This is a genomic window from Streptomyces armeniacus, assembly GCF_003355155.1.
Lineage (GTDB): Bacteria > Actinomycetota > Actinomycetes > Streptomycetales > Streptomycetaceae > Streptomyces > Streptomyces armeniacus.
The window spans coordinates 95,763-109,792 of sequence record NZ_CP031320.1 but is presented as its reverse complement, the minus strand read 5'-3'; the positions used below and the strand labels follow the sequence as shown (position 1 = coordinate 109,792).

General features: G+C 71.2%; 13 protein-coding genes. 10 read left to right on the top strand and 3 right to left on the bottom strand.

Annotation, left to right across the window (positions count from 1 at the left end; all coding sequences use genetic code 11):
• Nucleotides 1-45 precede the first annotated feature (45 nt).
• The 8 genes from DVA86_RS00490 (at nucleotide 46) to pssA (ending at nucleotide 9,064) form a co-directional block, all read left to right on the top strand.
• A complete protein-coding gene (locus DVA86_RS00490; protein ID WP_208874783.1) occupies nucleotides 46-828 on the top strand; it encodes a TetR family transcriptional regulator in 783 nt (260 codons plus the stop codon).
• A gap of 369 nt (nucleotides 829-1,197) precedes the next feature.
• Nucleotides 1,198-2,571, top strand: a complete 1,374-nt coding sequence (gene ccrA / locus DVA86_RS00485; protein WP_208874781.1) for a crotonyl-CoA carboxylase/reductase — start codon at nucleotides 1,198-1,200, stop codon at nucleotides 2,569-2,571.
• A 41-nt stretch (nucleotides 2,572-2,612) separates the two neighbouring features.
• Nucleotides 2,613-4,667 (top strand): protein meaA, encoded by a 2,055-nt coding sequence (locus tag DVA86_RS00480; RefSeq protein ID WP_245997504.1) that lies wholly within the window; start codon nucleotides 2,613-2,615, stop codon nucleotides 4,665-4,667.
• Nucleotides 4,664-5,671 (top strand): HpcH/HpaI aldolase/citrate lyase family protein, encoded by a 1,008-nt coding sequence (locus tag DVA86_RS00475; RefSeq protein WP_208874775.1) that lies wholly within the window; start codon nucleotides 4,664-4,666, stop codon nucleotides 5,669-5,671. Before DVA86_RS00480 ends, DVA86_RS00475 begins: the two co-directional genes overlap by 4 nt.
• A gap of 3 nt (nucleotides 5,672-5,674) precedes the next feature.
• Nucleotides 5,675-6,196, top strand: coding sequence for a MaoC family dehydratase (locus DVA86_RS00470; RefSeq protein ID WP_208874773.1), 522 nt, complete (start codon nucleotides 5,675-5,677; stop codon nucleotides 6,194-6,196).
• Nucleotides 6,196-7,401, top strand: a complete 1,206-nt coding sequence (locus DVA86_RS00465; protein ID WP_208874771.1) for an acyl-CoA dehydrogenase family protein — start codon at nucleotides 6,196-6,198, stop codon at nucleotides 7,399-7,401. The genes DVA86_RS00470 and DVA86_RS00465 overlap by 1 nt, the downstream gene beginning before the upstream one ends.
• Nucleotides 7,402-7,566: 165 nt before the next feature.
• The gene (locus DVA86_RS00460) at nucleotides 7,567-8,235 is read left to right on the top strand and encodes a phosphatidylserine decarboxylase (protein WP_208874769.1); all 669 of its coding nucleotides are present in this window, start codon (nucleotides 7,567-7,569) and stop codon (nucleotides 8,233-8,235) included.
• Nucleotides 8,222-9,064: a CDP-diacylglycerol--serine O-phosphatidyltransferase gene (gene pssA, locus DVA86_RS00455; RefSeq protein ID WP_208874768.1), complete on the top strand. Its 843-nt coding sequence runs from the start codon at nucleotides 8,222-8,224 to the stop codon at nucleotides 9,062-9,064. Before DVA86_RS00460 ends, pssA begins: the two co-directional genes overlap by 14 nt.
• 304 nt (nucleotides 9,065-9,368) lie before the next feature.
• On the opposite strand, the gene DVA86_RS00450 is transcribed toward pssA, so the two are convergent.
• Nucleotides 9,369-10,511: a glycerate kinase gene (locus DVA86_RS00450; protein ID WP_208874766.1), complete on the bottom strand. Its 1,143-nt coding sequence runs from the start codon at nucleotides 10,509-10,511 to the stop codon at nucleotides 9,369-9,371.
• Between the two features lie 274 nt (nucleotides 10,512-10,785).
• Between DVA86_RS00450 and DVA86_RS00445 the strand changes: the two genes are divergently transcribed.
• Complete coding sequence (locus DVA86_RS00445) at nucleotides 10,786-10,938, top strand: helix-turn-helix domain-containing protein (protein WP_208884255.1); 153 nt, start codon at nucleotides 10,786-10,788, stop codon at nucleotides 10,936-10,938.
• 5 nt (nucleotides 10,939-10,943) lie between these two features.
• Entirely contained in the window at nucleotides 10,944-11,588 is a 645-nt protein-coding gene (locus DVA86_RS36240; RefSeq protein ID WP_208874764.1) for a Clp protease N-terminal domain-containing protein, read from the top strand.
• Between the two features lie 133 nt (nucleotides 11,589-11,721).
• On the opposite strand, the gene DVA86_RS00435 is transcribed toward DVA86_RS36240, so the two are convergent.
• A complete protein-coding gene (locus DVA86_RS00435; RefSeq protein ID WP_208874762.1) occupies nucleotides 11,722-13,155 on the bottom strand; it encodes a phytoene desaturase family protein in 1,434 nt (477 codons plus the stop codon).
• A 27-nt stretch (nucleotides 13,156-13,182) separates the two neighbouring features.
• Nucleotides 13,183-14,001 (bottom strand): inositol monophosphatase family protein, encoded by an 819-nt coding sequence (locus DVA86_RS00430; RefSeq protein ID WP_208874760.1) that lies wholly within the window; start codon nucleotides 13,999-14,001, stop codon nucleotides 13,183-13,185.
• Between the last annotated feature and the right edge of the window lie 29 nt (nucleotides 14,002-14,030).

Sequence of the window (14,030 nt, the reverse complement as noted above, 5' to 3'; positions counted from 1 at the left end):
AACGGCCCGCCTCCCGGGCAGGTCACACCGTGTAACGTGCACCACATGCCGGAGACCGTGAAGCCTTCCCGTACCCCTGCCGCGACGTCCCAGCGGCTGAAGCTCCGCCGGGACCTCGCGGCGGCGGCCATGGAGCTGTTCGCGACGAAGGGGTACGAGGGGACGACCGTCGACGAGATCGCCGCCAGGGCCGGAGTCGCCCGCCGTACGTTCTTCCGGCACTTCCGCTCCAAGGAAGAGGCGATCTTCCCGGACCACGACGAGACCCTCGTACGCGTGCAGGCCGTGCTGGAGGCCGCGCCCGCGCACGAACACCCGCTGGACACCGTGTGCCGCGGCATCAAAGAGGTCATGCGGATGTACGCGTCCTCGCCGAAGGGCAGCGTCGAGCGGTACAAGCTGACCCGCGAGGTGCCCGCGCTCCGCGAGCGCGAGATCGCCTCCGTCGCCCGCTACGAGCGGCTGTTCACGCGCTATCTGCTGGGCCACTTCGACGAGGCCGCACACGGCGACGGCGTCAGCGACTTCGACGAGCCGCTGCTCGCGGAGGTCGCCGCGTCCGCGGTCGTCACGGCGCACAACCACGTGCTGCGGCGCTGGCTGCGCGGCGGCGCGGTGGGCGACGTGGAGGCGCAGCTGGACCACGCGTTCGCGATCGTACGGAAGACCTTCGGCACCGGCTTCGGCGCCAACCGTACGGAGGGCGGGGGCCGTTCGCTCGCGGCGCAGACGGAGCGGCAGGACGAGGTGCTGGTCACGGTGGCCCGTACGGACGCGCCGCTGGAGGACATCATGAGCTCGATCGAGGAAGCCCTGCGGAGGCGGTAAGCCTCAGTTTTTCCCGCCGCCGCGGCGCGCAACCGCGACGGCGAGGGTCCCGGGGACACCTCCCGGGCCGCCAGACCCAGGGGGAGGAATGCCCTGCTGGCTCAGCCGATACGTACGGCCAAAATCAATGGCACGCAGTGTCTTGTCAACTGGCACTGGGTGTCATACGGTGAGTGTCAGTCCGGGCGCTGTCCCCACGGCGACACCCCGTGCGTGTCCGGACGCCTGCGTCACAGGCACTCCGCGCGCCCACCGGCGCGCACCAGAGTCAGACAGCTAGAACCGGTCAGATACAGCCAGCCGACGGCACTGCCTCACAACCGACGTCCCTCAGCGTTCTCCCCCATGCGCTTCGCCGGAGGCATTACCGTGAACAAGATCCTCGACGCGATCCTGGCGTCAGACACACCAGCGGAAGAGTTCGCCCAGCTGGACCTCCCGGAGTCGTACCGCGCGGTGACCGTGCACAAGGACGAAACCGAGATGTTCGACGGACAGTCCAGCAGGGAGAAGGACCCGCGCAAGTCGCTGCACCTGGACGAGGTCCCGGTGCCCGAACTCGGCCCCGGCGAAGCGCTGGTGGCCGTCATGGCCTCCTCGGTCAACTACAACTCCGTGTGGACCTCGATCTTCGAGCCGATGTCCACCTTCGGCTTCCTCGAGCGCTACGGGCGGCTGTCGCCGCTCGCCAAGCGGCACGACCTGCCGTACCACGTGATCGGCTCCGACCTGGCAGGCGTCGTGCTCCGTACGGGCGCGGGCGTCAACTCCTGGAAGCCCGGCGACGAGGTGGTCGCGCACTGCCTGTCGGTCGAGCTGGAGAGCTCCGACGGGCACAACGACACGATGCTCGACCCCGAGCAGCGCATCTGGGGCTTCGAGACGAACTTCGGCGGCCTCGCCGAGATCGCCCTCGTCAAGGCCAACCAGCTGATGCCCAAGCCGGGCCATCTCTCCTGGGAGGAGGCCGCGTCGCCGGGCCTGGTGAACTCCACCGCGTACCGGCAGCTGGTCTCGCGCAACGGCGCGGGCATGAAGCAGGGCGACAACGTGCTGATCTGGGGCGCGAGCGGCGGACTCGGCTCGTACGCCACGCAGTTCGCGCTCGCGGGCGGCGCCAACCCGATCTGCGTGGTCTCCAGCGAGCAGAAGGCGGAGATCTGCCGGCGGATGGGCGCCGAGGCGATCATCGACCGCAGCGCGCGCGACTACCGGTTCTGGAAGGACGAGCACAACCAGGACCCCAAGGAGTGGAAGCGCTTCGGCAAGGACATCCGCGAGCTGACCGGCGGCGAGGACGTGGACATCGTCTTCGAGCACCCCGGCCGCGAGACGTTCGGCGCGAGCGTGTACGTGACGCGGAAGGGCGGCACGATCGTGACCTGCGCGTCCACCTCGGGCTACAGCCACGAGTACGACAACCGCTACCTGTGGATGTCGCTGAAGCGGATCGTCGGCTCGCACTTCGCCAACTACCGCGAGGCGTGGGAGGCCAACCGCCTGATCGCCAAGGGCAAGATCCATCCGACGCTCTCCAAGACGTACCGGCTGGAGGACACCGGCCAGGCGGCGTACGACGTGCACCGCAACCTCCACCAGGGCAAGGTCGGCGTGCTCGCGCTGGCTCCCGAGGAGGGCCTGGGCGTACGCGACCCGGAGCTGCGCGCGAAGCACGCCGACGCGCTCGCACGCTTCCGCGACGACTTGCCGGAGCGGAACAACAAGCACAGCCGGAGCGTGTGACCATGCCGGGCGAGCACAAAAAGCGAGATCGTCCGTGGCTGATGCGGACGTACGCCGGGCACTCCACCGCCGAGGCGTCCAACGAGCTGTACCGGCGCAATCTCGCCAAGGGCCAGACCGGCCTGTCCGTGGCCTTCGACCTGCCGACCCAGACCGGCTACGACCCCGACCACGTCCTCGCCCGCGGCGAGGTCGGCCGGGTCGGGGTCCCGGTGTCCCATGTCGGGGACATGCGGCGGCTGTTCCAGGACATCCCGCTGGACAGGACGAACACCTCGATGACGATCAACGCCACCGCCATGTGGCTGCTGGCGCTCTACCAGGTCGTCGCGGAGGAGCAGGGTGCGGACGTGGCGGCGCTCCAGGGGACGACGCAGAACGACATCGTCAAGGAGTACCTGTCGCGCGGCACGCACGTGTTCCCGCCCGGTCCGAGCCTGCGGCTGACCACGGACATGATCGCGTACACGGTCAACCGCATCCCCAAGTGGAACCCGATCAACATCTGCAGCTACCACCTCCAGGAGGCGGGCGCCACGCCCGTCCAGGAGATCGCGTACGCGATGTCCACGGCCATCGCCGTCCTCGACTCGGTGTTCGCGTCCGGACAGGTCCCCGAGGACCGCAAGGGCGACGTGGTGGGCCGCATCTCGTTCTTCGTGAACGCGGGCGTCCGCTTCGTCGAGGAGATGTGCAAGATGCGCGCCTTCGGCCGCATCTGGGACCAGGTGACACGCGAGCGGTACGGCATCGGGGACCCGCGGCAGCGCCGCTTCCGCTACGGCGTCCAGGTCAACTCCCTGGGCCTGACGGAGGCGCAGCCGGAGAACAACGTCCAGCGGATCGTGCTGGAGATGCTCGCCGTCACGCTGTCCAAGGACGCGCGCGCCCGCGCCGTACAACTCCCCGCCTGGAACGAGGCGCTGGGCCTCCCCCGGCCCTGGGACCAGCAGTGGTCGCTCCGGGTCCAGCAGGTGCTGGCGCACGAGAGCGACCTGCTGGAGTACGACGACCTCTTCGCCGGCTCGCACGTCGTCGAGGAGAAGGTGGCCTCACTGACCGCCGAGGCGCTGGCGGAGATCGAGCACATCGAGCGGCTGGGCGGCGCGATGGCCGCGGTCGAGTCCGGCTACCTCAAGTCGCAGCTCGTCGCGTCGCACGCGGAGCGCCGGGCGCGCATCGAGTCCGGCGAGCAGAAGATCGTCGGCGTCAACTGCTATGAGGGCACCGAGCCGAGCCCGCTGACCGCCGACCTCGACACGGCCATCATGACCGTCGACCCGGCCAACGAGGCGAGCGTCGCGCAGGCCGTACGGGACTGGCGTACGGCACGCGACGCACCGCACGCCGGAGCGGACACGCCGCACGCCGACCCGCCGGCCGCCGAGGCGCTGCGGCTGCTCAAGGAGGCCGCGGGCGGCGACGCCAACCTGATGGAGGCCACGCTCGAGTGCGCCCGCGCGGGCGTCACGACCGGCGAGTGGGCGGAGGCGCTGCGCGAGGTGTTCGGCGAGTTCCGCGCGCCGACGGGGGTGAGCAGCGCGCCGGTGGCGGTCGCCCCGGAGCACGGCTCGGACCTCGCGAGGGTGCGCGCCGACGTCGAACGCACCGCCGCCGAACTCGGCCTGGGGACCGGCGGCCGGCTGCGGCTGCTGGTGGGCAAGCCCGGCCTGGACGGGCACAGCAACGGCGCCGAGCAGATCGCCGTACGCGCCCGCGACGCCGGCTTCGAGGTCGTCTACCAGGGCATCCGGCTCACCCCGGAGCAGATCGTCTCCGCGGCCGTCGCGGAGGACGTGCACTGCGTCGGCCTGTCCATCCTCTCCGGCTCGCACGCCCAGCTCGTCCCCGACGTGCTGGAACGGCTCCGGGCGGCGGGCGCCGAAGCGTCCCCTGGGCCTAGCGGCCCGGGAGATACCCCAATCCCCGTGATCGTCGGCGGGATCATCCCGTCCGCCGACGCCGAGGCACTGCGTACGGCCGGGGTGGCGGCCGTGTTCACGCCGAAGGACTTCGGCATCACGGAGATCATCGGCCGTATCGTCAACGAGATCCGCACCGCGAACAAGCTCGACCCACTGGAGGTCCCCGCATGACCGGCTCTTCCCCGTCGGACGCCACGGAGTCCCCGGCCGCCCCGGCGGGCGTGAACCGGCTCCGCCCGCGGCGTTCCTGCCTGGCCGTGCCCGGCAGCAACCCCCGCTTCCTGGAGAAGGCCCAGGGCCTCCCGGCGGACCAGGTGTTCCTCGACCTGGAGGACGCGTGCGCGCCGCTCGCCAAGGAGGGCGCGCGGCACACCATCGTGAAGTCGCTCAACGAGGGCGACTGGACCGGCAAGACCCGCGTCGTACGCGTCAACGACTGGACGACGCACTGGACGTACCGCGATGTGATCACGGTCGTGGAGGGCGCCGGCGCCAACCTCGACTGCATCATGCTGCCGAAGGTCCAGGACGCGCAGCAGGTGCACGCCCTCGACATGCTGCTCACCCAGATCGAGAAGACGGTCGGGCTGGACGTGGGCCGCATCGGCATCGAGGCGCAGATCGAGAACGCCAAGGGCCTGATCAACGTGGACGGGATCGCCGCCGCCTCGCCGCGCCTGGAGACGATCATCTTCGGGCCCGCGGACTTCATGGCGTCCATCAACATGAAGTCCCTCGTCGTCGGCGAGCAGCCGCCCGGCTACCCGGCCGACGCCTACCACTACATCCTGATGCGCATCCTGATGGCCGCCCGCGCCCACGACCTCCAGGCGATCGACGGCCCGTACCTCCAGATCCGCAACGTGGACGGCTACCGCGAGGTGGCACAGCGTGCCGCCGCGCTCGGCTTCGACGGCAAGTGGGTGCTGCACCCGGGCCAGGTGGAGGCGTCGAACGAGATCTTCTCGCCGTCCCAGGAGGACTACGACCACGCCGAGCTGATCCTCGACGCGTACGAGTACTTCACCTCCGAGGCGGGCGGCAAGAAGGGCTCCGCGATGATCGGCGACGAGATGATCGACGAGGCCAGCCGCAAGATGGCGCTCGTGATCGCCGGGAAGGGGCGCGCCGCCGGCATGACCCGTACGTCCACGTTCGAGCCCCCGGAGGCGTAAGCGATGCAGTTCGGCCGCACCTACGAAGAGTTCGCCGTCGGGGACGTCTACAAGCACTGGCCGGGGAAGACCGTCACCGAGTACGACGACCACCTGTTCTGCCTGCTCACGATGAACCACCACCCGCTGCACATGGACGCCAACTACGCGGAGAAGACCACCGACTTCGGCCGCAACGTGGTCGTCGGCAACTACGTCTACTCCCTGCTGCTCGGCATGTCCGTGCCGGACGTCTCCGGGAAGGCCATCGCCAACCTGGAGGTCGAGTCGCTGCGGCACGTCGCGCCGACGTTCCACGGCGACACCCTCTACGGCGAGACGACGGTGCTCGACAAGACCCCGTCCCGGTCCAAGGACGACCGCGGGATCGTGCACGTGGAGACGAAGGGCTACAACCAGGACGGCACCCTCGTCTGCGTGTTCCGGCGCAAGGTGATGGTGCCCACCGCCACGTACGTCAAGGAACGCGGCGGAGAGCAGCCGGGCCGCCCGGAGCTCAGGGAATCCCCGAAGGGAGAGCGGTGATGGGACGGCTCGCACAGACCGAGGGTCTGACGGAGATCCAGCAGGAGATCGTCGCCACCGTCCGCAGCTTCGTCGACAAGGAGATCCTGCCGGTCGCGACGGAGCTGGAGCACCGCGACGAGTACCCGAGCGAGATCGTCGACGGTCTCAAGGAGCTGGGCCTGTTCGGCCTGATGATCCCCGAGGAGTACGGCGGGCTCGGCGAGTCGCTGCTCACGTACGCGCTGTGCGTGGAGGAGATCGCCCGCGGCTGGATGAGCGTGTCGGGCATCATCAACACGCACTTCATCGTGGCGTACATGCTCAAGCAGCACGGCACCCAGGAGCAGAAGGACCACTTCCTGCCCCGGATGGCGGCGGGCGACATACGCGGCGCCTTCTCCATGTCCGAGCCGGGCCTGGGCTCCGACGTGTCCGCGATCACCTCCAAGGGCGTACGGGACGGCGACGAGTACGTCCTGGACGGCCAGAAGATGTGGCTCACGAACGGCGGCTCCGCGTCGCTGGTCGCGGTGCTCTGCCGGACCGACGAGGGGCATCCGGAGGGGACGGCTCCGCACAAGTCGATGACGACGTTCCTGGTCGAGAAGCAGCCGGGGTTCGGCGAGGTCAAACCGGGCCTGACGATCCCCGGCAAGATCGACAAGATGGGCTACAAGGGCGTCGACACCACCGAGCTGATCATGGACGGGCTGCGCGTACCGCAGGACCGCGTGCTCGGCGGGAGCACCGGCCGCGGCTTCTACCAGATGATGGACGGCGTCGAGGTCGGCCGCGTGAACGTGGCCGCGCGTGGCTGCGGCGTCGCCCAGCGTGCGTTCGAGCTGGGCATCGCGTACGCGCAGCAGCGGCACACGTTCGGCAAGGCGATCGCGGAGCACCAGGCCATCCAGTTCAAGCTGGCCGAGATGGCGACCAAGGTCGAGGCCGCCCACGCCCTGATGGTGGGCGCCGCCCGCAAGAAGGACTCGGGCCAACGCAACGACCTGGAGGCCGGGATGGCGAAATATCTCGCCTCCGAGTACTGCAAGGAGGTCGTGGAGGACGCGTTTCGCATCCATGGCGGGTACGGTTTCTCCAAGGAGTACGAGATCGAGCGGCTCTACCGGGAGGCGCCGATGCTGCTGATCGGCGAAGGAACCGCCGAGATCCAGAAAATGATCGTCGGGCGCCGCCTGCTGGAGGAGTACCGCTTCCAGGGGTGAGTGTCCGATTCGGGGTGGTGTCGGGGATTCCGGGCAGACTCCCGGACAGGACACCGGCCAACGGACTGGCCCACTGGCTTGCCCAGTTGCCACCCGTAACCGATAACATCCCGGAATACCCGCCGTCCCCCTCTATTGCGGCACCCACCGCGACGAAGGTCTTCCATGCCCCACAGCCCATCTTCTGCTTCCAGTGATGGAGCCTCTGCACCCAGCGGTCGCGTCCGGCTCGCGCGTGGAGCGTCGCCGTGGCTTCTCCCGACCGTGGCCACCGCCGCCGTCAGCCTCGCCCGGTCCCGCCGGTCGCGGCGGGCGGCGGCGGTCGCCGTGCCTGCCACCGCGCTCGCGGCGGGCATGCTGTGGTTCTTCCGCGACCCCGAGCGTGAGATCACCCAGGGCCGCGTGATCTCCCCGGCCGACGGCGTGGTGCAGAGCATCATGCCGTGGCAGGACGGGCGTACCCGCGTCGCGATCTTCATGAGCCCGCTGAACGTCCACGTCAACCGCGCACCGCTGGCGGGCACCGTGGCCTCCGTGGAGCACGTTCCCGGCGGCTTCGTGCCGGCGTTCAACAAGGAGAGCGAGCACAACGAGCGCGTCATCTGGCACTTCGACACCGAGCTCGGCGACATCGAGCTGGTCCAGATCGCCGGCACCGTCGCGCGCCGGATCGTTCCGTACGTCGCCCAGGGCGCGAAGCTCGAGCAGGGGGAGCGCATCGGCCTGATCCGCTTCGGCTCACGCGTCGACGTCTACCTCCCGCAGGGGGTCGAGGCCGCCGTCGAGGTCGGCCAGACCACAACCGCGGGGGTGACGCGCCTTGACCGTGATTGATCCCGACACGCAGGCGGGCTGGGTCCCGGACGAGGACGAGGACGAGATGCCGCTGTCCATGCGGCTCTCGATAGCGGACACGCTCACGCTGGGCAACGCCACGTGCGGCTTCCTGGCGGTGTACTTCACGACCACCGGCGTCCTCATCCCGCACCTCGCCGGCAACGAGGACGGCGGCATGGCCCGGCACAGCGCCGCCACGGCCGTCATCCTCATGCTCCTCGCGTCGGTCTTCGACCTGTTCGACGGCCTCGTCGCGCGCAAGCTGCGCAGCTCGGCGATGGGCGCCGAGCTCGACAACCTCTCCGACCTGATCAGCTTCGGCCTGGCCCCCGCGTACTTCGTCGCGGTCTGGGGCATGGTCGCCAGCGACGCCCACCAGCGGGTCTCGGTGGTCGCCGCGGTGGTGGTGCTGCTGGCCGTGGTCCTGAGACTCGCACGGTTCTCGTGCGTCACCCTGAGAGACGGCATCTTCCAGGGGATGCCCAGCCCGTTCGGGGCGCTGACGGTCGTCTCCATCGTGCTGCTGGAGCTGCCGTTCTTCCCGACGCTGCTGGCCATCATCGGAGTGGCCTGGCTGATGGTGAGCCGCGTCGAGTACCCGAAGCCGCGCGGGCGGCTCGCGATCGCGATGCTCAGCTGGATCGTGCTCAGCATGGGGCTGCTGGCGGCGTGGGCGTTCGACGCCCCCGGCGGCGAACTGGTGCTCCAGACGGGGTGCGCGCTGCAGGTGGTACTGGGTGCGGTGATCCCGCTGTTCGCGACGGCCCGCAGGGTGAACGCGTTCCGCGACCACCGCCGCGAGGCCCGCGCGGCGGCCCAGGGCTGACGCCCCTGTACGACGACGGAAGGGGGCCCGGGCTTTCGCCCGGGCCCCCTTCCGCGTGCGGCGCCGCGGGGGCGCACCTTCAGGCGTCCTCAATCGCCGGACGGGCTTGGGGTGTGGCTGCTCGACGGCCCACAACAAGCGACAGAGGGAGGACGGACCGCACCAGATCAAGCCCGTCCGGCGATTGAGGACGGCCCTCGGCCCGCGACAAGCAGCACGGGTGGGCGCGGACGCGCACCAAATCAAGCCCGTCCGGCGATTGAGGACGCGCACGCTGACGCGCACCGGCCACAGACCGGACCCGTCACTTCGAGAGCCGGTCCTCCGCCAACCGCTCCGCGACCCGCTCCAGCAGCGGTCCGGCCTCCGCCATGCACTTCGCCGGATCGCGCTCGACGGACGTCAGCGGGTACGCCGCCTCGATCCCGGCACCCTTCAGCGCCGACTTGTTGATCGTGATCCGCCCGCACACCGCGAGCACCGGCTTCCCGGCCTTGCGGGCCGCCGCGGCCACCCCGGCCGGGGCCTTCCCGTGCAGGGTCTGCTCGTCGAGTGAGCCCTCGCCCGTGATGACCACGTCCGCCCGTTCCAGCGCGGGCGCGAAGCCCAGCACGTCGAGCAGCACCTCGATGCCGGGCCGGAAGGCCGCGCCGAGTCCGACCAGCGCGCCGTACCCGATGCCGCCCGCCGCTCCCGCGCCGGGCGAGTCCGCCGCCTCGGCGGCCTCGGGGCCGACCGCCTCGGCGAGCACCTCCGCGAAGCGGGCGAGTCCTGCGTCCAGTACGGCCACGTCCTCCTCGCTGGCACCTTTCTGCGGGCCGTAGACCGCGGGCGCGCCCTTCGGGCCCGTCAACGGGTTGTCGACGTCGCTGGCGAGGACGATCTCGACGTCCTTCAACCGGCTGTCCAGGCCCGTGAGATCGGCGCTCACCATGTCCCGCAGAGGGCCGCCGCCGTGCGCCACCGGGTCGCCGTCCTCGTCGAGGAACTCCGCGCCGAGCGCCTGCAGCATCCCCGCGCCGCCGTCGGTCGTGGCGGAGCCTCCGACGCCGAGGACGACCGTACGCGCGCCCGCCTCGATCGCCGCGAGCAGCACCTCGCCGGTGCCGTAAGTCGTCGCGGTCAGTGGCGCGAAAACGCCCGGCGGCATCAGCTGGAGCCCGGATGCCTCGGCCATCTCGACCACGGCGGTGTCCCCGCGCAGCGCGTACGCCGCCGTCACGGAGGCGCCGAGCGGACCGGTCACGTCCACTTCACGCCGCTCGAACCCGCCCGCTACCGCCGCGGCAACCGTCCCGTCGCCGCCGTCGGCCACCGGCAGCGCCTCGATCTCGAGGTCCGGACGCGCCCGGCGCAGGCCGGCGGTGACGTGCTCGGCGACCTCCACGGCCGTCAGCGATCCCTTGAACTTGTCCGCGGCGATCAGCACGCGCCCAGAGTGAGCCATTGAGTCGTCCCTTGCTGTCGAACAGGCAGTCGCGCCGCCCAGACCCTATCCGCCGCGGGCTTCGGCCACCAGCATGTCAATCAGGGTTGACGCGAGCCGTCTGTCATCCTAAGTTGACACCATGACCGGACAGACGGACGAACGGGATCTACCGGACGCGAGGAACGCCCCCAACGCCCCCGACGCCCACGCACGCGGCGCGACCGGCGGCGACGACGCGGGTGACGCGCTCACCGCCGCCCAGGCCGCCGCCGACCGGGACCCGCACGTCGGCCTGCGCGCCGTCGCAGCACTGCGGCGCCTCGTCGAACGGCTGGAGGCGCTGCAGGTCGAGAGCGCGCGAAGGCAGGGCTGGTCCTGGGAGGAGATCGGGGCCGCGCTCGGAGTCAGCAGGCAGGCCGTGCACAAGAAGCACTCCAGGAGGTAAGCGGGATGTTCGAGCGATTCAGCAAGCAGGCACGTCAGACGGTGATTTCCGCCCAGGAAGAGGCGCGCACACTCCACCACGCCCGGGTGGGCACAGAGCACCTGCTGCTCGCTGTGCTGCGCCGGCCCGAGGAGCCGGGCGCGGCGACGCTCGTACGCCTCGGGGTGACGGTGGATTCCTGCCGCGCCGCCGTCTCGGGCGTGGTCGCACAGGACACGGACACGCTGGGGCCGGAGGACGCGGAGGCACTCAAGGCGTTCGGCATCGATCTGGACGAGATCCGGCGCCGTACGGAGGAGACGTTCGGCCCGGGTGCCCTGGACGGGCCCGGACCGCGGACCGGGCCCGGACCGCAGAAGCCGTGGCCGCTGTCGGCGCTGAGCCGCCGCCGTAACCCCCGCTCGGACGGTACGGAGTCGCGCGCGCCGGAGCAGGGTCACATCCCGTTCGCGCCGCGCGCCAAGAAGGCCCTGGAGCTGTCGCTGCGGGAGGCGATCGCGCTCAAGGACCGGCAGATCGGCGTGGAACACGTGGTGCTGGCCCTGCTCCGCTCCGACGACCGCCTCACCCGCGCCGTCTTCCAACGCCTGGGCGTCGACCCCCAGTCGTTCCGCGAACTGGTCCTGTCGGACTGCCGCGAGGCGGCCTGACGCGTGCAACGCACGCGGTGACGCGGGCCGTCGCGGATTTCCCCCGGACGGAGGGCTCCACGACGGCCGGTTCATCACCCGTACGGTGACCGGCGTCGGCGGCCGGAAGCCGCCGCCGCGCCCACAGCACCGGCTAGCGCGGCGCCGATGCGCGGAGGCGGCGCCAGACCGCGCGGGCCGCGTGGTGGCCCGACATGCCGTGGACGCCCGGGCCCGGCGGCGTGGCCGACGAGCAGAGGTAGACCGCCGGGTGCGCCGTCGCGTACGGGACGCGGGCGAGGCGGGGCCGCAGCAGCAGCTGCAGTCCCGAGGCGGCGCCGCAGGCGATGTCGCCGCCGACGTAGTTCGCGTTGCGGGCGGCGAGTTGGGGCGGTCCGGCCGTCGCGCGGGCGAGGACGAGGTCGCGGAAGCCGGGTGCGAAGCGCTCCAGCTGACGCTCGACGACGTCGGTCGCGTCGCCCTCCCAGCCGTTGGGCACGTGGCCGTACACCCAGAACGTCTGCTTGCCCTCCGGCGCCCGCGTCGGGTCCACGATGCCGGGCTGGACGCTGATCAGGAACGGCCGGTCCGGGTCACGGCCCGCCACCGCGCGCCGCATCGCGTCGTCCACCACGCCGGCGGTCGGGGCGACGTGCACCGTCGTCGCGCGGCGGGCCTCCTCCGAGGTCCACGGAACGGGCCCGTCCAGCGCGTAGTCGATCTTGAACAGGCTGGGCCCGTACCGGAATCCGCTGTACGCGTGCCCCAGCCCGGCGATGCGGGCGAGCGCGGTCGGGGAGGTGTCGAAGACGTACGCGCGTGCCGGCGGCAGTTCGTCCAGCCGCTTCACCTCGACGCCCGTGTGGATGACGCCGCCCAGGTCCCGCAGGTACGCGGCCAGCGCGTCCGAGACGGACTGCGAACCGCCGCGCGCCACCGGCCACCCCCGCGCGTGCCCGGCCAGCGCGAACACCAGGCTGATCCCCGCGGTCGCGAACGTACTGGTCGGCGCGATCACATGCGCGGCGAGCCCCGCGAACAGCCCGCGTGCCTTCTCGTCGCGGAAGCGGCGGCTGACCCAGGAAGCGGGCTGCAGCCCGGTCAGCCCGAACCGCGCCAGCCCGACGAGGTCGCGCGGCAGCCCGCCGTTCAACGCTGAGCCCAGCCCCAGGAAGTCCTCCGACAGCCGGTCCCACTTCGGCACGAACGGCTCGACCAGCCGCCGGTACGCGCCCGCGTCCCGCGGCCCCAGGGAGCTGGCCGTCTCCGCCACCGAACGGGCCAGCACCGCGGCGGTGCCGTCCGGGAAGGGATGCGCCATGGGGAGCTCCGAGTGCAGCCACTCCAGCCCGTAGCGGTCCAGCGGCATGGCGCGGAACGCGGGCGAGTTGATGCCCAGAGGGTGCGCGGCGGAGCAGGGGTCGTGCCGGAACCCCGGGAGCGTCAGCTCCTCCGTACGCGCCCCTCCCCCGATCGTGTCGAGCGCCTCGAAGAGCTCCACCGAGAAGCCGCGGCGGGCGAGTTCGACCGCCGCTGTCAGCCCGTTGGGCCCGGCTCCCACCACCACCGCGTCACGGATCGACGGCACTCTCGGCTCTCCCCTCGCCGTGCGAACTCAGCTTCCCCGCTGAAGGAGGCTCAGGATACGCCGCACGGTTTCGGCGTCCCGCGCCGCGGTGAACGGCAGCGCGTTCCCGCCCGCCAGCCGGAACGGCTCGCCCGCGATCGTGCTGCTCGCGCCGCCCGCCTCGGCCACCAGCAGCAGTCCGGCGGCGTGGTCCCAGGCGTTCTCCCAGGAGAAGGCGACCGCGTCGACGGCGCCCCGCGCCACGTTCAGATACTCCAGCCCGGCCGAGCCGCACGGGCGCGGCGCCGCCTCCGGCGTCCACAGGCCCAGCAGGGCCTGCTTCTGCGCGTCGGTCGTGAAGTCCGGGTGTGAGGTGGCGACTTCGAGGATCTTGCCGGGCTCGGGCGACCCGGCGCGCAGCACGTCCCCGTTCAGCAGCGCGCCGCCGCGGTGCCGGGCGACGGCCATCAGCTCCTGCACGGGCGCGTACGTCCAGGACGCCAGCAACTCGCCGTGCCGGGCCAGCGCCACCAGCGTGCAGAAGCCGCCCTCGCCGCGGACGAACTGGCGGGTGCCGTCCACCGGGTCCACGATCCACACCGGGGCGGGACCGCGCAGCGCCTCGTACCCTGCGGGGTCCGCGTGCACGGCCTCCTCGCCGACCACCACCGAGCCGGGCAGCAGCTCGGTCAGCGAGCGCGTCAGATGCTCCTCGGCCAGCCGGTCGGCGACGGTGACCAGGTCGTGCGGCCCGTTCTTCTCGACCACCTCGTGCGCGGCCAGCTGCCGCCAGCGCGGCATGACCTCCTCGGCCACGGCCTTGCGTACGGCTTCCTCGGCGCCGGCGACCAGCGCATCATCGATCATGCCCTCCATGGAAGCACGACCGTCCGACA